This window comes from Bradyrhizobium sp. 179 (assembly GCF_023073535.1).
GTDB lineage: Bacteria > Pseudomonadota > Alphaproteobacteria > Rhizobiales > Xanthobacteraceae > Bradyrhizobium.
Genome location: NZ_JADPJR010000058.1, coordinates 179,767 through 200,134, shown reverse-complemented (window position 1 = coordinate 200,134; position 20,368 = coordinate 179,767). Strand labels below are relative to the sequence as shown.

Below are 20,368 nucleotides of genomic sequence, written 5' to 3'. Positions count from 1 at the left end.
AAGGCGTGGACTGACCCTGCAACCCTCGACACCCGAACGGCACGAGGTTGTCACCCATGTCTCAGGTACGACCTGTTACCCATGTGTCCGGGCCGGACAGTCGCTGAAATGGCGGAGAGGGAGGGATTCGAACCCCCGATAGGCTTGCACCTATGCCGCATTTCGAGTGCGGTGCATTCAACCACTCTGCCACCTCTCCTGAAGGTGCCGATAAGAGGTAGGAACCCCCTGTGGTCGGGGCGTGTAATAGGCGAGGATGGCCGGCCAGACAAGGCGCGAAAGGCGAAAATCCGCCGCCTGTTTCATCCCTTGACCTCGAGCTCCGCTCCGGGGAATCGAACGGAGCTCTAGATTCTTGTTTTGACGCGTTTTCTTGACGCGAACCGGCGTCCACTTCGCTCGAAAACGCCGCTGCATTCCGAAAGGAACCGCCGTGGAGCATCTGACCGTCCCCGCCAATGGCGCCAATTTCCACCTGGTCCGCACCGGGCGGGGCCAACCGCTGCTTTTGCTGCATGGTTGGCCGGAATTCTGGCTGACCTGGGAGCCGGTGATGATGCGGCTTTCGGACCGCTTCACGCTGATCGCGCCCGATTTGCGCGGCTTCGGTGACAGCGACAAGCCTGACGGCCCTTACGGGCCGGATGGCCATGCGGCGGACATGCTGGCGCTGATGGACCGACTCGGCATCGAGCGATTCGGCGTCGCGGGTCATGACGTCGGTGGCGCCGTGATGCAGCCCCTGGCCCGGCAGGCACCGACGCGGCTTGCCGGGCTGCTCTTCTTCGATTTTGTCTATCCCGGCATCGGGCCGCGCATGGCGGCGCCCGACCGGCTCAACCACATCTGGTACCAGTCCTTTCACCAGATGGAGATAGCACCCAGCCTCGTCGGCGCCAGCCGCGAGACCTGCTGGCTCTATATCAGCCATTTCCTGGAAGGCTGGGCGCACCGGAAGAATGCTTTCGACGACGTGCTCGACGCCTTCGCCGACAACTTCCTCAAAGACGGCAATCTCGCCGGCGGCTTTGCGCATTATCGCGCCTCGCATGCCGGGCGCATCGCGATGATGAAGGGTGAGGCGCCACGCCTGCCGCCGATCAATGTGCCGACCTGCGTGCGCTGGGCCGAGCACGACCCGCTGTTTCCCTATGCCTGGACCGATCGGCTCAGGGAAACCTTCAGCGAGCTCGATCTGGCGATGTTTCCGGACGTCGGGCACTTCCCGCATCGGGAAGATCCGGATCGCGCGGCCGCGGAGATCGCGGCGTTCTTTCAGCGCATCGGCTGGAATTGAGGCCCGGGTCCAAAAACGGGGTGGGACCGCCAGACGCGGTAAACACTGGCGGTCCCGATGCCGCTCATTGAAATACTGGCCAGGAAGGGCGGCTTCGCCGGCCGAGTGAAGCGACGGTTCGACGGTAGCGCGCAGCCGGCATGGCGCAATGCAATCCGCCCCTTAACCTTGCCAGTCAAGGTTACCCCGGAGCCCGAAAGCGAGCTCCAGATCCTTGTTGGACGCGTTTTCTTGACGCGAACCGGTGTCCACTTCGCTCGAAAACGCTAGCTAGTTGTCCTTGCCCTTTTTCTTCCCGTTCTCCGTGGAATCCCGGTCTTTGCCATTACCGTTGTCCTTGCGGCGGTTGGTGAAGCGCGCATTGCCGAGCCCGGTGCCGATGGTGAGGACGCCCCAGCGGTCGACGTCCTGCATGAACGGTACTTCCGAAAGGCCCTGAACCACGCCGTCATTGTGCATCAGGATCGCGGTGTCGTGCTCGCCGATCTGCGGGATGGCTTCGGTGAGGCTCGCCGGCAGGTTGAACTTGCTGCTCTCCCAATTGCCCGGGAGGTTCTGCGCGCCCTTCTCGATGGAGCCGTCCGCGTTGATCACGCCGGGACAGGCGATGCCGATGAACGGCGCGAGCTTGAAGCCTTCGGCTTCGGCATCCTCGATGAGGCCTTCGAGCATCTTGACGAGCCGCTTCACCGCGGCCTCGCGGCTCGGCTCATCATCGGCATGGCGCCACAGATCGGATTTGAAGACGACGGCCTTGGACAGATCGGGCGCCTTCTTCCAGCGCGTCTCAACGATGCCGCAGCGGATGTTGGTGCCGCCGATATCGACCGCGAGGATGCTGTCATAGGCCTCGAAAATCCAGGACGGGGCAAGGTGCAGGGCTCCAATCAACCCGGCATCATCAGGATCGAAGCGGATCGGCACCAGATCGACCTTGAAGCCTTCCGACTTGAGGATGATCTCGGCCCGGGCAATGGCGATTTCGCCGAGTCGGCTCGCACGAAAGCCGCCGCCGACCACGATGCACTCGGTCTTGGCCCAGGCCTTGGTCTTGAGGAACCGCCGCGTCACGTAGGCGAGCTCCTGCGCGAAATCCTCGATCGCGCTGTGCACGACGGCCGTGGCCTCGGTATCGTCGCCGACCAGAACGGCATCGAGGGCCTTCTTGCTGATCTTGTCGGACGGCTCGTCGCCGAAGGGATCCTCGCCGCTCTTGCGAAGCGGTTTGCGCCATTCTTCGAGGATCTCGCGAAACGCGCCCTTGCTGGCGCGATCGCCCAGAAAGCCCTCGTCGTCCTTGATCTCGATGTTGAAGCTGTCGACGTCGACCGACGGCAGGCGGCTCGCCCCATGCTGGGCGATACCCGTCGTCTTGACCAGCTCGTCTGTTGCCATGATAGCCCTTGCCCGCGTGTCCGATTTGCGAGGACACAACGGGGAGGGAACTCGTTGGTTGCAAGCCGGACGCAGATTCAGCCCACGCACCGCAATGGGCCCAAAATCCTTCAATTCTGGCCGTTTTCGGCGGTTTTCCTTGACTTGTGGCGTCCGGCGGCTATAAGTCCCACAACCGGCGCGGGGCGTTTCTCGCGCCGCTTGTTTTTGCGTGGGTTTTCAAGGGGATAAGTCCCACCCGCACAAAACTCGCATAAACCCGTAGCGACTGACAAAAAGCCGGCCCCGACGCGTCTCGTCGCGAGGCCGGGATTGAACACGAAGGAAAAAACGATGTTCGCAGTCATCAAAACCGGCGGCAAGCAATACCGCGTCGTGCCGGATGATGTTCTCGAAGTAGGCAAGATCGAAGGCGAAGTCGGCTCGATCGTGCAGCTGAATGACGTTCTGGTGGTCGGCGGCGACACGCCGGTCCTGGGCGTCCCGACGGTCGCAGGCGCGTCCGTTGCGGTCGAGGTGCTCGACCACAAGCGCGGACCAAAGGTCATCGCGTTCAAGAAGCGCCGCCGCAAGAACTCGCGCCGCAAGCGCGGCTACCGCGACGAGATCACGGTGCTGCGCGTCAGCGAGATCCTGACGGACGGCGCCAAGCCCACCAAGGGCCCGCGTCCGAAGAAGGAGAAGGTGGCCAAGGAGTCCGCACAGGAAGCCGCCGAATAAAAGATTTGATCACGCCAATTCACGAATTGATGCGTGAGAAATCGTGAAATGATTCCGTCAAGGAATTGATCTAGACATACGTAGGATTTCGGAGACGAGCCATGGCTCACAAAAAAGCAGGCGGTTCATCGCGTAACGGACGCGATTCGAAGGGCAAGCGCCTCGGCATCAAGGCGTTCGGCGGGGAGTTCGTCACCCCTGGCAACATCATTGCGCGTCAGCGCGGCACCACCTGGCACCCCGGCCTTAATGTCGGCATGGGCACGGACCACACTTTGTTCGCCAAGGTCGAAGGTCGTGTTGCGTTCCAGGCCAAAGCCAACGGCCGCACCTTCGTATCGGTGCTCCCGATCGCTGAGGCGGCTGAATAGACGGTGGACCAAATTGGAGTCCGCCGGGTCCTGACCAAACCGGCGGAGTCCTAAAGATCAAGTGATCGAAGGCTCCAGGGGAGGCGGGAAACCGGCCTCCCCTTTTCTTTGACTTACTCACTTTGGAATTAGTGACTTTCCAGGAGCCGGACATGTTGCAGGATTTCTCGAGCGTGACCTTGCAGGAGGCGAGACCGACCGTCGTCGCCACCGAGCGGCTGACCTTGCGGCGGCCGACACTGGCCGACGTCAGGACCATCGCGCGGCTCGCCAACGACCGCCGCATCGCAGAAAACACCCGCCGCCTCCCGCATCCCTATTCGCAGGATGACGCTGTCGAATTCATCCGCGCCACCGCCGCGCTCGGCAGCGAGACCGTATTCCTGATCGAGCACGATTCTGGGCCGATCGGCATGGTCGGCATCGACTGCTCCACACCCGACAATGCCGAGCTCGGCTACTGGCTCGGCGTCGAGCATTGGGGCCAGGGCTTTGCGACCGAGGCCGCGCGCGGCGCGATCGACTTCTTCTTCGAGGAGTTCGAGGACGACCAGCTCTATGCCGGCGCGCGCGTCACCAACCCGGCCTCGCGCAAGGTACTGGAGAAGTGTGGCTTCCAGTGGAGCGGCGTCCAGCTGCACCGCTTCCTGGCGCTGGGATCGTCCACGCCCGTCGATTGCTTCCGCCTGTCGCGCGGCGTGTGGGCGTCGCTGAAGAGCTGGAGCAGCGCAAGGCGGATGAGGTAGTGCGCGAATCACCCTCCCCCTTGAGGGCGCTTGAGGAGGAGGGTGGGGATCACGCCGGCGGATTCACTTCTGCGCTTTCACGCCCGAGATCGCGCTCTCGCAAGTAGATATAGAACCCGGCGCCGATGATGATGGCTGCGCCGAGGAGTGTCGCGACCTCAGGCACGTCGCCGAACACGACGAAGCCGAAGATCACAGCCCAGACGATCATCGAATATTGGTAGGGCACCACGACGCTGGCCGGCGCGAGCTTGAGCGAGCGGTTGACGCAGAACAGCGCGGTGACCGAGACGCATCCCGCCAATGCGAAGATCACGAGGCTCCCCGATGTCGGCGGCACCCAGTGAAATGCAGAGAGCACGGCCCCCAGCGAAAACGTGCCGATGAATTGCGAGGACGCCATCACGATGTCAGGCGTCTTGCGCAGGCTGCGCGTGATCAGCATCAGCGTCGCAAACGACAGGCTGCCGCCGAGCGCGATCAGCGCCGGCAGGCTGACGGTCTGCGCGGATGGCCGCAGCGCGATCAAGACGCCGCAGAAACCGATCAGGATCGCGGTCCAGCGCCGCCAGCCGACCCGCTCGCCCAGAAAGACCGCCGACATCGCGGTGACGAAGATGGGGCCGGCCAGATAATAAGTGATGACGTCGGCGAGCGGCAGATAGACGGTCGCGAGGAAGAAGGCGGCCACCTCCAGCGTCGACAGCACGACGCGAAACAGCTGCAACCGCGGCCGCTCCAGCTCCAAGAATTGGCGACGCTGCCGCCAGATCAGCGGCGACAGCAAGAGCAGCGCCGCGCAGGCGCGCAGGAACAAAAGCTGCCCCACCGAATAGGTGCCGACCAGGAACTTGCCCATGGCGTCGCCGAACGAGAACAGGAAGATCGACAGCACCATCAAGGCGATGCCGGCGAGCCGTGCCGAGCGGTCGTCATAGGCGGAGAGAGACTTGAAGAAGGGCATATGCGTCGTTTTAATCGCGTGGGCGCGCCGGACAAGTCCACCTCTGGTGAATTGAACGCATTGTCGCACTGCGCGGAGCGCGATACGCATCATGCACCGAGTCCGTTCCGAATGGTGCAGCGCATGACCGACTTCGATCCCTCCCAGCACCGCATGATCCCCACACAACGCTGGTTTGAAGATTTCGTCGTCGGCGAACGCTTCGTGCTGCCCAGCCGCACCCAGACGTCCGCCGTGTTCGCAGCGTTCCAGACCGCGAGCGGCGACACTCATCCGGTGCACTACGACGTGGAATATTGCCGCAGCCGCGGCATGCCGCATCTGCTCGCCCACGGCTTCCAGACCTTGATCCACACCGCGCCCGGGGCCGGCCTGTTTCCGTTCATGGTCGAGGAGTCCCTCGTCGGCTTCCTCGAGCAATCAAGCCGGTTCCTCAAGCCCGTGTTCGCCGACGACACCATCTATCCCGCGCTTGAAGTCACCGAGCTGGTGCCGGGGCGCACGACCGGCGCCGTGACGCTCAGAAGCACCGTGTTCAACCAGCGCAAGGAGCTGGTGCTGGAGGGCACGCAGAAATTCCTGATCCGGCGGCGACCAGCGGGTTAAGCACGGGGCAAAATCGCCGAAATTCGGCCGATTCACGGAGAAGTTCGGGTTGCCGCGCGGGATCGGCTGGCCTACCTATGGCCCATGAAATTCCTCGACGAAGCAAAGGTCTATATCCGCTCCGGTGACGGCGGGAACGGCTGCGTGGCGTTCCGCCGCGAGAAGTTCATCGAATTCGGCGGCCCCTCCGGAGGCAATGGCGGCCGCGGCGGCAATGTCATTATCGAGGTCGCCGATGGCCTCAACACGCTGATCGATTACCGCTATCAGCAGCATTTTAAAGCCCAGAAGGGTGAGAATGGCTCGGGCTCGGACCGCCATGGCGCCAACGGCAAGAACATCGTGCTGAAAGTGCCGATGGGCACGCAGATCTTCGACGAAGACCGCGAGACGCTGATCCACGACTTCACCAAGGTCGGCGAAAGATTCGTCCTAGCCGAGGGCGGCAATGGCGGCTTCGGCAACGCGCATTTCAAGACCTCGACCAACCGCGCGCCACGCAACGCCAATCCCGGCCAGCCGGGCGAGGAGCGCTGGATCTGGCTGCGGCTGAAACTGATCGCGGATGCCGGACTCGTCGGCCTGCCCAATGCCGGCAAGTCGACCTTCCTCAGCAAGGTCAGCGCAGCAAAGCCGAAGATCGCCGACTATCCCTTCACCACGCTGCATCCGCAGCTCGGTGTCGTGAATGCCGACGGCCGCGAATTCGTGCTGGCCGACATTCCGGGTCTGATCGAAGGCGCGCATGAAGGCGCCGGTCTCGGCGACCGCTTCCTCGGCCATGTCGAACGCTGCCGCGTGCTGCTGCATCTTGTCGACGCAACCTGCGAACATGCCGGCAAGGCCTACAAGACGGTGCGGACCGAGCTCGATGCCTATGGCGGCCAGCTCACGGACAAGATCGAGATCGTCGCGCTCAACAAGATCGATGCGGTCGAGCCGGACGAATTGAAAAAGCAGAAGGACCGCTTGAAGCGCGCCGCCAGGAAGACGCCGCTGCTGCTGTCCGCCGTGACCGGCCAGGGCGTCAAGGAAGCGCTGCGCGCGCTGGCCGACGTGATCGGCGAGAACCCGGTCTCCGCCAAGGCCAAGAGCGCCGCCGAAGCGGAGCCGTGGTCGGCTTGAGGAGAGCGACGCGCTCCCTCCACACCTCTGCGCAGCGGGCCAACGTCCGACAAGAGAGCGGACCCCTCCTCACCCGGCGCGTAGCCGAAGCTCTCTTGAGGACGGCCGCCACAGGCAGCCTATGCCGACATCTCCGTTCGGGAGAGGTTTTCTTCGCGCCATCGATAGCGCAATATCCAGCAAACGAAGTCAGGAGCGAGACGCATGGCGCGCGCGAAGAACGTTCTCTGGATCATGTGCGACCAGCTTCGCTATGACTATCTCGGCTGCACCGGCCATCCTACGCTGAAAACGCCGAATATCGATGCCATGGCCCAGCGCGGCGTGCTCTTCACCAAGGCCTATGTGCAGTCGCCGATCTGCGGTCCGTCGCGGATGTCGTTCTACACCGGACGCTACATGCGCTCGCACGGCTCGCACTGGAACGGCTGGCCCTTGCGCGTCGGCGAGCCCACGCTCGGCGATCACCTCAACAAGATCGGCGTGCGCAACGTGCTGGTTGGCAAGACCCACATGGCGCCCGATCTGGAAGGCATGAAGGCGCTCGGCATCCCGCCGGAATCGGTCATCGGCGTGCATGTCGCCGAATGCGGCTTTGAACCTTACGAGCGTGATGACGGCCTGCACCCGACCGGTCGACCGCGCCCGAAATACGATGAATATCTGCGCCAGCAGGGCTTTGAGGCTACCAATCCCTGGGAGCATTGGGCCAATTCCGGCGCGGCCGACGACGGCTCGTTGCAGAACGGCTGGCTGCTGGTGCATGCCGACAAGGCCGCGCGCGTGCCGGACGCGCACTCCGAGACGCCCTACATGACGCGGCGTGCGATGGACTTCATCACCGAGGCCGAGACCGATGGCAGGCCGTGGTGCCTGCATCTGTCCTACATCAAGCCGCACTGGCCCTATATCGCGCCAGAGCCCTACGCCAGCATGTATTCGACGTCAGACATGATTCCGGTGATCCGCTCCGAGCGCGAGCGCCAGAATCCGCATCCGGTGTTCGGCGCCTACATGGACATGCGCTACTCCCGCAACATGGCACGCGACGATGCCCGCGAGAAAGTGATCCCGACCTATATGGGCCTGATCACCCAGATCGACGACCAGATGGGCGTGCTGATGAAATTCCTGGAGGCGCGCGGCCTGTTGGAGACAACCATGATCGTGTTCACCTCCGATCACGGCGATTATCTCGGTGATCACTGGATGGGCGAGAAGGACCTGTTCCACGAGCAATCAGCGAAGATTCCGCTGATCGTGATCGATCCGTCGCAAGAGGCCGACGCCACGCGCGGCACACGCAGCGACGCGCTGGTCGAGGCCATCGACCTCGCGCCGACTTTCGTCGATTATTTCGGTGGCAAGGTGCCGGGACACATTCTCGAAGGGCGTTCGCTGCTGCCGCTGCTGCGCGGCCGCACGCCATCAGATTGGCGCAAGGTGGCGTTCTCCGAATATGACTACGCCATGCAGGATGTGCGGCTGAAGTTGAACCAGCCGATCGAGCGCTGCCGCCTGTTCATGGTGTTTGACGGCCGCTGGAAATATATCCACGCCTCCGGCTTCCGCCCCATGCTGTATGACCTCGAAACCGATCCGGCCGAATTTGTGGACCGCGGCGACGACCCCGAGTGCGCCGGCATCATCGCGCGGTTGCAGGCCGAGTTGTTCGACTGGGCGCTGCATCCGAACGACCACATTACGACGCCGCGCGAGAAGATCGCGGCCTATGCGGACAACCAGCTCCAGGTAAAGGGCGGCATTCTGATCGGCGTCTGGGACGAAGCCGAACTGGCGACGATCAAGGACGGCATCGCGCAGCGAGGGAAGCTCTAAGCCCCTCATGGTGAGGAGGCGCGAAGCGCCGTCTCGAACCATGCAGGCCCCGCTGCGCCGGCCGAGCCTTTCATCCGTCGAGACGCGCGCAAGAGCGCGCTCCTCAGGATGAGGAGAAAGAGGACGCGCGACGCTTTCTCAACGCGTCATGCCCGGGCTTGACCCGGGCATCCACGTCTCACGTCATTTGCGGATGCACGTGGATGGCCGGGTCAAGCCCGGCCATGACGGTGGAGTGTGGGGCGCGCCTCCCGATCAATTCTCGATCCGGTATCCCGTCGCCTTCACGATCGGTTGCCATAGCGCGATGTTTGCTGCGAGCTCTTTCGTCAAGCCTTCCGGTGTCGACCCGACCGGAATGAGCCCGATCGCCGTCAGCTTCTCCTTCACCTCGGGCTTGGCGAGCGCAGCGCGCGCGGCGGCACCGAGCTTGCTCGCGAACTCCGGCGAGCTGCCCGCCGGAAGCCACATGCCGTACCAGGCGTCGGCGACAAGATCGATGCCGCTCTCCCTCAGCGTCGGAACGTCTGGTGCAAACGGCGATCGTTCCGCGCTCGCGACCGCGATGATCTTCACGCCCTTGGCACGATGTTGGGGCAGAGCATCGGCCAACGTGGTGATGCCGAACGAGATGTGGCCGCCGACGATGTCGTTGAGGATGGGTGCGCTGCCGCGATAGGGCACGCGGGTCAGGGGAATGCCGAGATCCTTCTCGAGCTTGGAGCCCATGAAATGCGGGATGGTGCCATTGCTCGGCACACCGAACGAGGTCTTGTCCGGATGCGCCTTCAGCCACGTCACAAAGCTCTTGAAATCAGTGGCCTCGACCGCCGGGTTGATCACCAGCGCAAATTCGAACCGCGCCAAGAGCGACACCGGCAAGAAGTCCTTCGCCGTGTCGAAGCTCGGCGTCGTCTCCACCATCGGCAGCAGATACATGGTCGGCCCCGTCGTCACCAGCACCATGCTGCCGTCGGGACTGCCGCCTTTGACCGCCTTGATGCCGATCAGCCCGTCGCCGCCGGTGCGGTTCTCGACCACGATGGTCCGTTGCAGCACCGGCGCCATCTCCAGCGCGATCAGCCGGCACAGCGTGTCGCCGCCTGCTCCCGCTGCGAACGGGAAGATGATCTTTGTGAGCCCGACCTGCGCTTGCGCCCCACCCGCCTGCGCCAGCAGCGGCAGCCCGAGACATCCGGCCATGAATTTGCGGCGATCCATTCGTTTCCTCTTCGGCCCTTTATCGTTGAGCCGCAATTAGAGCCGGGCGGACGCCCGGCACAAGGCCGACATTCGCCGTTTACCATGGCGGCTGCCTTGCGCCCGTCACCGTCCTGCTGCAAAAGCAGAGCTCATCGGCTCCGCCTGTCGCTCCGCCATTTTCCGAACAATTTGCATCCAGCGCCAACACATCTACCCACATGGCCAGCCCCGAACTCAGTCAATTCCGCCGGATCGTCGTCAAGGTCGGCTCCGCGCTGCTGGTCGATTCCGACAGGGGTGAGGTGCGTGCGTCCTGGCTCGCGGCGCTGGCGGACGACATGGCCAAGCTGCACCGCGAGGGCCGCGATGTGCTGGTGGTCTCCTCCGGTTCGATCGCGCTCGGTCGCAGCCGCCTCAAATTGCCGCGCGGCCCGCTGAAGCTCGAGGAGAGCCAGGCCGCCGCCGCCGTCGGCCAGATCGCGCTGGCGCGAATCTGGTCGGAAGTGCTCGGGGCGCACGGCATCGAAGCCGGCCAGATCCTGGTGACGCTTCAGGACACCGAGGAGCGCCGCCGCTATCTCAATGCGCGCTCCACCATCGGCAAGCTGCTGGAATGGCGCGCCATTCCCGTGATCAACGAGAATGACACGGTGGCCACCAACGAGATCCGCTACGGCGACAATGACCGCCTTGCCGCGCGCGTCGCCACCATGGCGAGCGCCGACCTGCTGGTGCTGCTGTCCGACATTGATGGCCTCTACGACGCTCCGCCCAAGAACAATCCGAACGCAACACTCATTCCGGTGGTCGAGAGCATCTCCTCAGAGATCGAGGCGGTGGCCGGGGACGCCGAGTCCGAGCTATCGCGCGGCGGCATGCGCACCAAGGTCGAGGCGGCCAAGATCGCCACCACGGGCGGGACGCACATGCTGATCGCCTCCGGCAAGATCGAGCACCCCCTCCAGGCCATCGCCGATGGCGGCCGCTGCACCTGGTTCCTGACGCCGGCCAATCCCATCACCTCGCGCAAGCGCTGGATCGCGGGCACGCTGGAGCCGAAGGGCACGCTGACCATCGATGCCGGCGCGGTGACGGCGCTGCGCGCCGGCGCCAGCCTGCTGCCGGCCGGCGTGATCAGGGTCGAGGGCCAGTTCGCCCGCGGCGACGCCGTGATCGTGCGCGGTCCCGACGCCAGCGAGGTCGGCCGCGGCCTGATCGCCTATGACGCCGATGTCGCCGAGCGGATCAAGGGCCGCTCCTCCCCGGACGTGATGGCGATCCTCGGCATCAGCGGGCGGTCGGAGATGATCCACCGCGACGACCTGGTGGTGGGCGGGTAGGCCTTTGCCGTCAGGCCCAGGCTTGTCCCGGGCATTCACCTTCTTCGAGCCGCAAGAGGCGTGGATGGCCGGGTCAAGCCCGGCCATGACATCGCGGTTGGGCCCAATGGCCTTGTTGCACCATTTCGCCGGGAGACCAGCCATACCGTCCCCGCCCTTCGCAGACGCAGGATTTCCGTGCTAGGACACCGCCTTAGCAGAAGGTTGACTCCCATGGCCGCCCCCCTCAAAGCCGTTGACGGCAATGCCGATCTCCAGGCGCTGATGTCCGATCTCGGTACCCGTGCCCGCGCTGCCGCGCGCGTGCTCGCGCTGGCGCCGCCGGAGCAGAAGAACCGGGCGCTGGAAGCCATTGAGCGGGCGATCCGCGGCAACGCTGCGGCGATCCTCGCCGCCAACGCCGAGGACGTCGCTGAAGCCCGCGCCTCCGGCAACGCGACCTCCTCCTTCATCGACCGCCTGACGCTGACGCCGGCGCGCGTCGAAGGAATGGCCGAGGGCATCAGCACCGTGCGCGGCATTGCCGATCCGATCGGTGTCGTCACCGAGAGCTGGCAGCGGCCGAACGGCCTGACCATCGAGCGCGTGCGCGTGCCGCTCGGCGTCGTCGGCGTGATCTTCGAGAGCCGGCCGAATGTTGCGGCCGATGCCGGCGTGCTGTGCCTGAAGTCCGGCAATGCCGTGATCCTGCGCGGCGGCTCCGACAGTTTCCGCTCCTGCCGCGCCATCCATGAATGCCTCGTGCAAGGCCTGCGCGAAGCCGGCCTGCCCGAAGCCGCGATCACGCTGGTGCCGACGCGCGACCGCGCGGCGGTCGGCATGATGCTGTCAGGATTGAGCGGCGCGATCGACGTGATCGTGCCGCGCGGCGGCAAGAGCCTCGTCGCGCGCGTCGAGCAGGAAGCGCGGGTGCCGGTGTTCGCGCATCTCGAAGGGGTCAATCACGTCTACATCGATGCCAGCGCCGACCTCGCCATGGCAAAATCGATCGTGCTCAACGCCAAAATGCGCCGCACCGGTGTCTGCGGCGCCGCCGAGACGCTGCTGGTCGATCGTGCGGGAGCCGCAAGGAGCCTGAAGCCGCTGGTCGAGATGCTGCTGGACGCCGGCTGCGAAGTGCGCGGCGACGATGCCGTGCAGAAGACCGACGCACGCGTAAAGCCTGCCAGCGAAGACGATTGGGATACTGAATATCTCGACGCGATCATCGCAGCGAAAGTGGTCGACGGCGTCGACGGCGCGATTGCGCACATCCGGAACCACGGCTCGCATCACACCGACGCGATCGTGAGCGCAGACGAGGTCGCCGCCAAGAAGTTCCTGAGCGAGGTCGATTCCGCGATCGTGCTGCACAACGCTTCGACGCAGTTTGCCGATGGCGGCGAGTTCGGCTTCGGCGCGGAGATCGGCATCGCCACCGGCCGCTTCCATGCCCGCGGACCTGTTGGCGCCGAGCAGCTGACGAGCTTCAAATACCGGGTCCTTGGCACCGGGCAGACGCGGCCGTAGCCGCTCGGGGCGGGCATTGAGCAACAATTTCGTCGTGCCGCGTTTTGTGGCGCAAGCGATCCCGCCCTACACCCAGGGCATGCGCGTCGGCCTGCTCGGCGGCTCGTTCAATCCGCCGCACCAGGCCCATCGCGCCATCAGCCAATTCGCGCTCAAGCGATTACAGCTCGATCGCGTCTGGTGGCTGGTGACGCCAGGCAATCCGCTCAAGGAGAACGGCACGCTGCATGAGATCGGCGCGCGCATGCAGGCGGCGCGTGACGTCGCGGCCGATCCCAGGATCGAGGTGAGCTGTCTCGAATCCGTCATTCGCACGCGTTACACTATCGACACGATCAACATCTTGCGCCGCCGTTTGCCCGGCTTGCGCTTTGTCTGGATCATGGGCGCCGACAACCTCGCTCAATTCCACCGTTGGCAGGACTGGCGGCGGATCGCCGCCCAGGTGCCGATTGCGGTCATCGATCGCCCGCCGCAAAGTTTTCGTGCCCTCGCCTCTCCTGCCGCCAAGGCACTGGCGCGCTACCGCTTGCCCGAGAATAAGGCGGCACTGCTTGCGGATCGGCCGGCGCCGGCCTGGGTGTTCCTGACCGGATTGAAGCTGAATCTCTCGTCGACGGGCCTGCGGAACCCGGACGGGAGCTGGAAAGGTACGAAGTGAGAATAGGTACGAAGTGAGACGGAGTGTGTGGATTTGGGGCTCTCTGGCATATTGAAACCCTTAACCCCACATGATGTAGTGTAACCGGTGAGCGCCGGATTCGGCGTTCGCGATACAGTGAAAGGAATGGTCCCTGGCCACATCTGTATTGTCCAAGTCTGTTTTACCCAAGGTTGCTAAGCCTACGCGTAAAACATCGCCCAAAGCTGCCTTGACGGCGCAACCCGACGCCGACAAGACGCTGAGCCTGATCCTCTCCCGCCTCGAGGACATGAAGGCGGAAGAGACGGTCACCATCGACCTTCGCGGCAAATCGGCGTACTCCGACTACATGATCGTTACCACCGGCCGGGTTAACCGGCACGTTGGCGCGATCGCGGAAAACGTCACCAAAAGCCTCAAGGAAAACGGCATCAAGAACATCCATGTCGAGGGCTTGCCCAATTGCGACTGGGTGCTGATCGATTCCGGCGACGTGATCGTGCACGTGTTCAGACCCGAGGTCCGCGAGTTCTACAATCTCGAGCGATTGTACACGCAGGGCCCAGGGGCGGCGAAGGCGATCTAGAGGCCTGACGAGCCGATTTCGAATCGGCTGACGCGCATGCTAGCGTCGTGCGCGCGTCTGATGCGCGCGACCTTGAAAACACGACGCTGAAGCTACCATGCGTGTTGCTGTCATTGCGGTGGGCCGGCTGAAGCAGGGCCCCGAACGGGAGCTTGCCGACCGTTATTTCGAGCGGTTCGCCGAGGCCGGCCGCAAGCTCGGATTTCGCGACCTCTCGATTTACGAACTTGCGGAGAGCCGGGCGCGCGACGCAGCAACGCGGATGGCTGAAGAGGCCGCGGCGATCTCGGCCCATATTCCGGAGAAGGCGGTCCTGGTGGCGCTGGACGAGCGCGGTCAGAATCTGGACTCCACCGTATTCGCACGGCATCTGGCGCGCTGGCGGGACGAAGGCGCCGGACATACTATCTTCGTGATCGGAGGGGCGGACGGACTTTCGCCCGAATTGCGCCGTAAGGCCAAGCTCGCGATCGCGTTCGGCTCTGCGACCTGGCCGCACCAAATGGTCCGCGTCATGCTTCTGGAACAGCTTTATAGGGCCGCCACCATTCTGGCCGGCCACCCCTATCACCGCGCGTGATGCGCGCCACAACGAGCACCTTTGCCGACGAGATGCGTGCGCCGATTCTCAACCTACTGCTGATCACTGGCCTCGCAGGCACAAGCCTCGCGCACGCTCAGACGGCGACGCCGCCGCAGACCGCGGCTGTCTCGCCCGATGTAATCAAGCAGCGCGAGCAGGAGCTCGAGGCCGCGCGCGCCAGGCAGAAGAGCGCGGAGGAAGCGCAGGCCAAGCTCAAGGCCGAGATCACCGCGCTCGGCCAGGACCGCACTCAACTCAATCAGCAGCTGATCGACACCGCCGCCAATGTGCGCACCGTCGAGACCAAGATCGACGAAGCCGAAGCCCGGCTGCGGACCCTGAACGGCCGCGAGCAACAGCTGCGCGCCTCGCTCGATTCGCGCCGCGCCGACATCGTCGAAGTGCTGGCCGCCTTGCAGCGCGCCGGAAGGCGCACGCCACCCGCGCTGCTGGTGCGCCCCGAAGATGCGCTGCAGTCGCTGCGCACCGCGATGCTGCTGGGCGCCGTCGTGCCGGAGTTGCGCGGCCGCGCCGAGAAGATCGCCGGCGACCTCGGCGAGCTCGTCGCCCTGCGCAAGAACATCGCCACCGAACGCGACCAGCTCGCCCTCGACCGCGACCGGGTCCGCAACGACCAGAGCCGGCTCACTGCTTTGGTCGACGAGCGGCAGCGCCTGCAAGCGGCGCGGGAAAAGGATCTCGACGCCGAGAATTCGCGCGCGATCATGCTGTCAAAGCAGGTCGGCGATCTCCAGGGCCTGATCGCCAAGATGGAGCAGGATCTGCAAAGCGCCGCCAAGGCCGCTGAGAAGGCGGCCGAGGCGGCAAGGCAGGCCGAGGCGAAGGCGGCCGCCAGCGCCAAGTCCGGCCCGGGCGCTTTCAAGGACCGGTCCCGGACCACGCCCGCGATGGCCTTCGCGTCGGCCAAGGGGCTCCTGCCTCTTCCGGTTAATGGTAACAAGATCAGGGACTTTGGTGGTTCCGACGGGATCGGCGGGGTCCAGAAGGGCATTTCACTGGCCACCAAGCCGGGCTCTCAGGTCACAACGCCGTGTGACGGCTGGGTGGTCTATGCCGGCCCCTTCCGCAGCTATGGACAACTCTTGATCCTCAATGCCGGGGGCGGGTATCATGTCCTGATCGCCGGGATGGAGCGCATTTCGGTCAACATCGGACAGTTTGTGCTCACGGGGGAGCCGGTCGCGACCATGGGGTCGACCTCTCAGGTCGCCTCCATTCTCGCCACGAACGCGAGTCAACCTGTGCTGTATGTCGAGTTCCGTAAAGACGGCACTCCAATCGATCCAGGCCCATGGTGGGCCGCAAATGAAGGCGAGAAGGTTCGCGGATGATGCGCAAGACTTCAGTAATCCTCCTCAGCGCGGCCACTGGCGCGGCGCTGACGCTGTTCGTGACCCAGCCGCGCGCCGTGTTCATGGGCTCCAGCGCGCGAGCCGCCACCGCGGACACCTATCGCCAGCTGAATCTGTTCGGCGACGTCTTCGAGCGCGTGCGCTCCGACTATGTCGAGAAGCCCGACGACACCAAGCTGATCGAATCCGCGATCAGCGGCATGCTCACCGGCCTCGATCCGCATTCGAGCTACATGGACGCCAAGAGCTTCCGTGACATGCAGGTGCAGACCCGGGGCGAGTTCGGCGGCCTCGGCATCGAGGTCACGATGGAAGACGGCCTGATCAAGGTGGTCTCGCCGATCGACGACACACCGGCTTCGCGCGCCGGCATCATGGCCAACGACATCATCACCAATCTCGACGACGAGGCGGTGCAGGGCCTGACCCTGAACCAGGCGGTCGAGAAGATGCGCGGTCCGGTCAACACCAAGATCAAGCTCAAGATCATCCGCAAGGGCCAGGACAATCCGCTCGACGTCACCTTGGTGCGCGACAACATCCGCGTGCGCTCGGTGCGCGCGCGCGTCGAAGCCGATGACATCGCCTATATCCGCATCACCACCTTCAACGAGCAGACCACCGAAGGCCTGAAGCGCGAGATCGGCAATCTCTCGAACCAGATCGGCGACAAGCTGAAGGGCTACATTATAGATCTCCGAAACAATCCGGGCGGCCTGCTGGAGGAAGCGGTCACCGTCTCCGACTCCTTCCTGGAGAAGGGCGAGATCGTGTCGACCCGCGGCCGCAATGCTGAGGAGACCCAGCGCCGTACCGCGCATGCGGGCGACCTCACCAAGGGCAAGCCGGTCATCGTGCTGGTCAATGGCGGCTCGGCGTCGGCCTCCGAGATCGTCGCCGGCGCGCTGCAGGACCACAAGCGGGCGACAATCGTCGGCACACGCTCGTTCGGCAAGGGCTCGGTGCAGACCATCATTCCGCTCGGAAGCGGCAACGGCGCACTGCGCCTGACCACCGCGCGCTACTACACGCCGTCGGGCAAGTCGATCCAGGCCAAGGGCATCGTGCCCGACATCGAAGTGCTTCAGGACGTGCCGGACGAGCTGAAGTCCCGCACCGACACCAAGGGTGAGGCGTCGCTGCGCGGCCACCTCAAGAACGATGGCGACGAGAAGACCGGCTCGCAGTCCTACGTCCCGCCGGACGCCAAGGACGACAAGGCGCTCAAGCTTGCCGACGATTTGCTCCACGGCATCAAGAACAGCGCCTCGGCCGCGCCGACGCCGGGCGGCGACAAGGCCGCCGCCGACAAGCCCAAAGCGGCGAACTAGAATCGGCGCACACGAACTTCTTGCAAAGGGCGGCTGCAAAAGCCGCCCTTTTTGCTTGGAACTCCCGATGCCCCCGGCCGATCCCGGCCTGCCGCCGCTTGACCTCGGCGTGGTATCGTCGTTGCGAGTGATTCGGGATCGCGCATGACTGAAACGGCCGATGATCTGAGCGCCCCGCTCGGACAGGATAAGCCGCGCCGCAAACGCCGGCTGCGGCTGCCGTTCACGGCCATGCAGCTGCTTGCCGTCCTGCTTTTCCTGTTCCTGGTCACCTTTGCCGGCTTCGCCATCTTCAACAAAGATCCGCTCGGCGGCGAGCCGATGATGCGGATCGCGATCCACGAGCCCAAGACAACGGACAAGGCTATCGAAGAGAAGCCGGCCGCCGCCGGCCATGGTCATGACAGCCAGCACGAGGCCAAGGAGACGGCGAAGCAGGCCGCTCCCAGTGAGCAGAAGACCGTCACCATGATCGACGGTTCGACCGGCGCACGCCATGACGTGGTGATCGGCGCTGGCGAGGCCACCGACAAAGGCGGGGCGGCTTCGGCACCGCCTCCTGTCATGGCCGGGATCGAACCAAAACTGCTGGAGAAGTCGCGCTACGGCATGATCCCGGTGGTCGCCGGGGACTTGAAGCCGTTCAACGTCTACGCGGCCGATGCTGACCGCGCCAAAGCTGCAAAGATGCCGGTGGTCGCCATCGTGATCGGCGGCCTCGGGGTTGGTGCCGCCAAGACCACCGATGCGATCATGAAGCTGCCGCCCGCGGTGACGCTGGCCTTCACACCCTACGGGTCAGACCCTGGCAAGCTTGCCGAGCGGGCCCGCGCCCAGCGCCACGAGGTCTTCCTTCAGATCCCGATGGAGCCCTATGACTTCCCCGACAACGATCCCGGGCCGCAAACATTGCTGACCTCGCTCAGCACTGATCAGAACATGGACCGCCTGTACTGGCACCTGAGCCGGATGCAAGGCTATGCCGGCCTCGCCAATTTCATGGGCGCCCGCTTCATCGCGACCGAGCCGGCGATGCAGCCGATCATCCGCGAGGCGGCCAAGCGCGGGCTCGGCTTCTTCGACGACGGCTCCTCACCCCGCAGCATCGCGTCCCAAGCCGCGGCCAACCAGGCGATGCCGTTCGGCAAGGGCGACATCGCGATCGACGTGGTGCCGACGCCGACCGAGATCGACCGCGCCCTGAACAAGCTCGAAGCGACGGCGCGCGAGCGCGGCGCCGCCATCGGCACGGCCTCGGCCCTGCCGGTCTCGATTGAGCGCATCGCTGCCTGGACCAAGTCGCTGGGCGACCGGGGTATCCTTTTGGTGCCATTGACAACCGCGATGCTGAAATCAAAATCCAGCTAAATCAACGGATTGGTACGGCACGGGTCCTCGCGGGGCCACTTGAGTGCTACCGACGGCATGCGAGAGGTCTGGCCGAATGGCGCGTTACGAGGATCTGCCCTACCGGACCTGCGTCGGCGTGATGCTGATCAATCCGAAAGGCCTGGTGTTCATCGGGCGCCGCGCCGGCGGCATCGAACATGTCGACGACACCCATGTCTGGCAGATGCCGCAAGGAGGCGTCGATCCCGGTGAGGACACTTGGGAAGCCGCCAAGCGCGAGCTCTATGAAGAGACCAGCGTACGCTCGGTCGAGCGGCTCGGCGAGGTGCCGGACTGGCTCACTTACGACATTCCGCGCACGGTGGCCGGACGCACCTGGAAGGGCCGCTACCGCGGCCAGCGCCAGAAATGGTTCGCGGTGCGCTTCACCGGCAAGGACAGCGAGATCAATGTCGAAAAGCCCGGCGGCGGCGGCCACAAGGCCGAGTTCGTGAGCTGGCGCTGGGAGCCGATGAAGAACCTCCCAGGCTTGATCATCCCGTTCAAGCGTCCGGTCTATGAACGCGTGGTGAAGGAATTTTCCGCGCTGGCGGATCAATAATTCGAGTTGCCGTTCCAGGTTCGGTGCTAATCCATCGCGCGGAGTGACTACGAAAGATGCACGCGTGACGGAAAAGCCCTACCGCCCAAATGTGGGCATCGCCCTGTTCAACGCCGATGGCCGCGTGCTGATCGGCCACCGCTTCAAGGGCGATGGGCCCGAGATCATCCTGCCGGGCCTCGACTGGCAGATGCCGCAGGGCGGCGTCGATGAGGGCGAGAACCTGCGCGATGCGGCGATGCGCGAGCTCTGGGAGGAGACCAACGTCGTCAGCGTCGACTATCTCGGCGAGACCGACTGGTTCACCTACGAATTCCCACCTTACGACGGACCGCAGACGCACCGGCTGGCGAAATTCCGTGGCCAGCGCCAAAAATGGTTCGCGCTGCGCTTCACCGGCCGTGACGACGAGATCGATCCGCTGACGCCGCGCAACGGCCAGCCGGCGGAATTCGACGCCTGGCGCTGGGAGCGCCTCGACCGCGTCGCCGACCTCGTGGTCCCGTTCCGCCGCGACGTCTACCGCGCCGTGGCACGGCAGTTCGCGGGGTTCGGAAACTAAAACTGCGAAAACAACCCCATGCACAGTAGCCGAGCACCGCCGGCGCAATGCGCTGTGGTTGGTGCGAAGCCTTTGAAGCGTCGGATAGAATCGGCGGCAAAGCGCAATCGAATGGTGAAGGTGCCGACATCGGCGCCATCGCCGCGCGGCGCTCCGCGGCTCATCGGTGCCTTCGCCATTTGCGTCGGCATTGGGCCAGCTCAATTAGGCGCGCACGGCACGGT

Annotated in this window: 20 protein-coding genes and 1 tRNA gene; 17 read left to right on the top strand and 4 right to left on the bottom strand. The window is 64.4% G+C overall.

What is annotated here, in order from left to right; genetic code table 11:
* Positions 1 to 109: 109 nt before the first annotated feature.
* Positions 110 to 199 (bottom strand) — tRNA-Ser (locus tag IVB12_RS14870).
* A 234-nt stretch (positions 200 to 433) separates the two neighbouring features.
* On the opposite strand from IVB12_RS14870, the gene IVB12_RS14865 reads away from it, so the two are divergent.
* Positions 434 to 1,297 carry an alpha/beta hydrolase gene (locus IVB12_RS14865; RefSeq protein ID WP_247300054.1) on the top strand — a complete coding sequence of 288 codons (864 nt, stop codon included), beginning with the start codon at positions 434 to 436 and terminating at the stop codon, positions 1,295 to 1,297.
* Between the two features lie 270 nt (positions 1,298 to 1,567).
* Here the strand turns inward: IVB12_RS14865 and IVB12_RS14860 are convergent, their stop codons facing one another.
* A complete protein-coding gene (locus IVB12_RS14860; RefSeq protein ID WP_247300052.1) occupies positions 1,568 to 2,692 on the bottom strand; it encodes an ROK family protein in 1,125 nt (374 codons plus the stop codon).
* A gap of 333 nt (positions 2,693 to 3,025) precedes the next feature.
* Here IVB12_RS14860 and rplU point away from each other — a divergent pair, with 333 nt between their 5' ends.
* The 3 genes from rplU (at position 3,026) to IVB12_RS14845 (ending at position 4,529) form a co-directional block, all read left to right on the top strand.
* Positions 3,026 to 3,412, top strand: coding sequence for a 50S ribosomal protein L21 (gene rplU, locus IVB12_RS14855; RefSeq protein ID WP_247279921.1), 387 nt, complete (start codon positions 3,026 to 3,028; stop codon positions 3,410 to 3,412).
* A gap of 101 nt (positions 3,413 to 3,513) precedes the next feature.
* Entirely contained in the window at positions 3,514 to 3,783 is a 270-nt protein-coding gene (gene rpmA / locus IVB12_RS14850; RefSeq protein WP_247300051.1) for a 50S ribosomal protein L27, read from the top strand.
* Positions 3,784 to 3,935: 152 nt separating this feature from the next.
* Positions 3,936 to 4,529 carry a GNAT family N-acetyltransferase gene (locus IVB12_RS14845; RefSeq protein WP_247300049.1) on the top strand — a complete coding sequence of 198 codons (594 nt, stop codon included), beginning with the start codon at positions 3,936 to 3,938 and terminating at the stop codon, positions 4,527 to 4,529.
* Positions 4,530 to 4,578: 49 nt separating this feature from the next.
* On the opposite strand, the gene IVB12_RS14840 is transcribed toward IVB12_RS14845, so the two are convergent.
* Complete coding sequence (locus tag IVB12_RS14840) at positions 4,579 to 5,493, bottom strand: DMT family transporter (protein ID WP_247300048.1); 915 nt, start codon at positions 5,491 to 5,493, stop codon at positions 4,579 to 4,581.
* Between the two features lie 123 nt (positions 5,494 to 5,616).
* On the opposite strand from IVB12_RS14840, the gene IVB12_RS14835 reads away from it, so the two are divergent.
* The 3 genes from IVB12_RS14835 to IVB12_RS14825 all read left to right on the top strand — a co-directional run bounded on the left by IVB12_RS14835 (position 5,617) and on the right by IVB12_RS14825 (position 9,063).
* Positions 5,617 to 6,099 (top strand): MaoC family dehydratase, encoded by a 483-nt coding sequence (locus IVB12_RS14835; protein ID WP_247300046.1) that lies wholly within the window; start codon positions 5,617 to 5,619, stop codon positions 6,097 to 6,099.
* Between the two features lie 84 nt (positions 6,100 to 6,183).
* Positions 6,184 to 7,224 (top strand): GTPase ObgE, encoded by a 1,041-nt coding sequence (gene obgE, locus IVB12_RS14830; protein WP_247300045.1) that lies wholly within the window; start codon positions 6,184 to 6,186, stop codon positions 7,222 to 7,224.
* A 204-nt stretch (positions 7,225 to 7,428) separates the two neighbouring features.
* On the top strand, positions 7,429 to 9,063 hold the full coding sequence (locus IVB12_RS14825) for an alkaline phosphatase family protein (protein WP_247300043.1): 1,635 nt from the start codon (positions 7,429 to 7,431) through the stop codon (positions 9,061 to 9,063).
* A 255-nt stretch (positions 9,064 to 9,318) separates the two neighbouring features.
* Here the strand turns inward: IVB12_RS14825 and IVB12_RS14820 are convergent, their stop codons facing one another.
* A complete protein-coding gene (locus IVB12_RS14820; RefSeq protein WP_247300040.1) occupies positions 9,319 to 10,284 on the bottom strand; it encodes a Bug family tripartite tricarboxylate transporter substrate binding protein in 966 nt (321 codons plus the stop codon).
* Between the two features lie 200 nt (positions 10,285 to 10,484).
* Between IVB12_RS14820 and proB the strand changes: the two genes are divergently transcribed.
* From proB to IVB12_RS14770, 10 genes are all read left to right on the top strand, one after another.
* On the top strand, positions 10,485 to 11,606 hold the full coding sequence (gene proB / locus IVB12_RS14815; protein WP_247300038.1) for a glutamate 5-kinase: 1,122 nt from the start codon (positions 10,485 to 10,487) through the stop codon (positions 11,604 to 11,606).
* Positions 11,607 to 11,819: 213 nt separating this feature from the next.
* Positions 11,820 to 13,115 (top strand): glutamate-5-semialdehyde dehydrogenase, encoded by a 1,296-nt coding sequence (locus tag IVB12_RS14810; RefSeq protein ID WP_247300036.1) that lies wholly within the window; start codon positions 11,820 to 11,822, stop codon positions 13,113 to 13,115.
* Positions 13,116 to 13,131: 16 nt separating this feature from the next.
* Positions 13,132 to 13,776: a nicotinate-nucleotide adenylyltransferase gene (locus IVB12_RS14805; RefSeq protein WP_247300034.1), complete on the top strand. Its 645-nt coding sequence runs from the start codon at positions 13,132 to 13,134 to the stop codon at positions 13,774 to 13,776.
* Between the two features lie 211 nt (positions 13,777 to 13,987).
* The gene (gene rsfS, locus IVB12_RS14800; RefSeq protein WP_247300032.1) at positions 13,988 to 14,344 is read left to right on the top strand and encodes a ribosome silencing factor; all 357 of its coding nucleotides are present in this window, start codon (positions 13,988 to 13,990) and stop codon (positions 14,342 to 14,344) included.
* A gap of 97 nt (positions 14,345 to 14,441) precedes the next feature.
* Positions 14,442 to 14,924: a 23S rRNA (pseudouridine(1915)-N(3))-methyltransferase RlmH gene (gene rlmH, locus IVB12_RS14795; protein WP_247281223.1), complete on the top strand. Its 483-nt coding sequence runs from the start codon at positions 14,442 to 14,444 to the stop codon at positions 14,922 to 14,924.
* 32 nt (positions 14,925 to 14,956) lie between these two features.
* Entirely contained in the window at positions 14,957 to 16,279 is a 1,323-nt protein-coding gene (locus tag IVB12_RS14790; RefSeq protein WP_247300068.1) for a peptidoglycan DD-metalloendopeptidase family protein, read from the top strand.
* Positions 16,276 to 17,631 carry a S41 family peptidase gene (locus IVB12_RS14785; protein WP_247281224.1) on the top strand — a complete coding sequence of 452 codons (1,356 nt, stop codon included), beginning with the start codon at positions 16,276 to 16,278 and terminating at the stop codon, positions 17,629 to 17,631. The genes IVB12_RS14790 and IVB12_RS14785 overlap by 4 nt, the downstream gene beginning before the upstream one ends.
* Before the next feature lie 144 nt (positions 17,632 to 17,775).
* On the top strand, positions 17,776 to 18,999 hold the full coding sequence (locus IVB12_RS14780) for a divergent polysaccharide deacetylase family protein (RefSeq protein ID WP_247300031.1): 1,224 nt from the start codon (positions 17,776 to 17,778) through the stop codon (positions 18,997 to 18,999).
* 76 nt (positions 19,000 to 19,075) lie between these two features.
* Positions 19,076 to 19,582 carry an RNA pyrophosphohydrolase gene (locus IVB12_RS14775; protein ID WP_247300030.1) on the top strand — a complete coding sequence of 169 codons (507 nt, stop codon included), beginning with the start codon at positions 19,076 to 19,078 and terminating at the stop codon, positions 19,580 to 19,582.
* 64 nt (positions 19,583 to 19,646) lie between these two features.
* Positions 19,647 to 20,144 carry an RNA pyrophosphohydrolase gene (locus IVB12_RS14770; protein ID WP_247300029.1) on the top strand — a complete coding sequence of 166 codons (498 nt, stop codon included), beginning with the start codon at positions 19,647 to 19,649 and terminating at the stop codon, positions 20,142 to 20,144.
* The last annotated feature ends 224 nt before the right edge of the window (positions 20,145 to 20,368 follow it).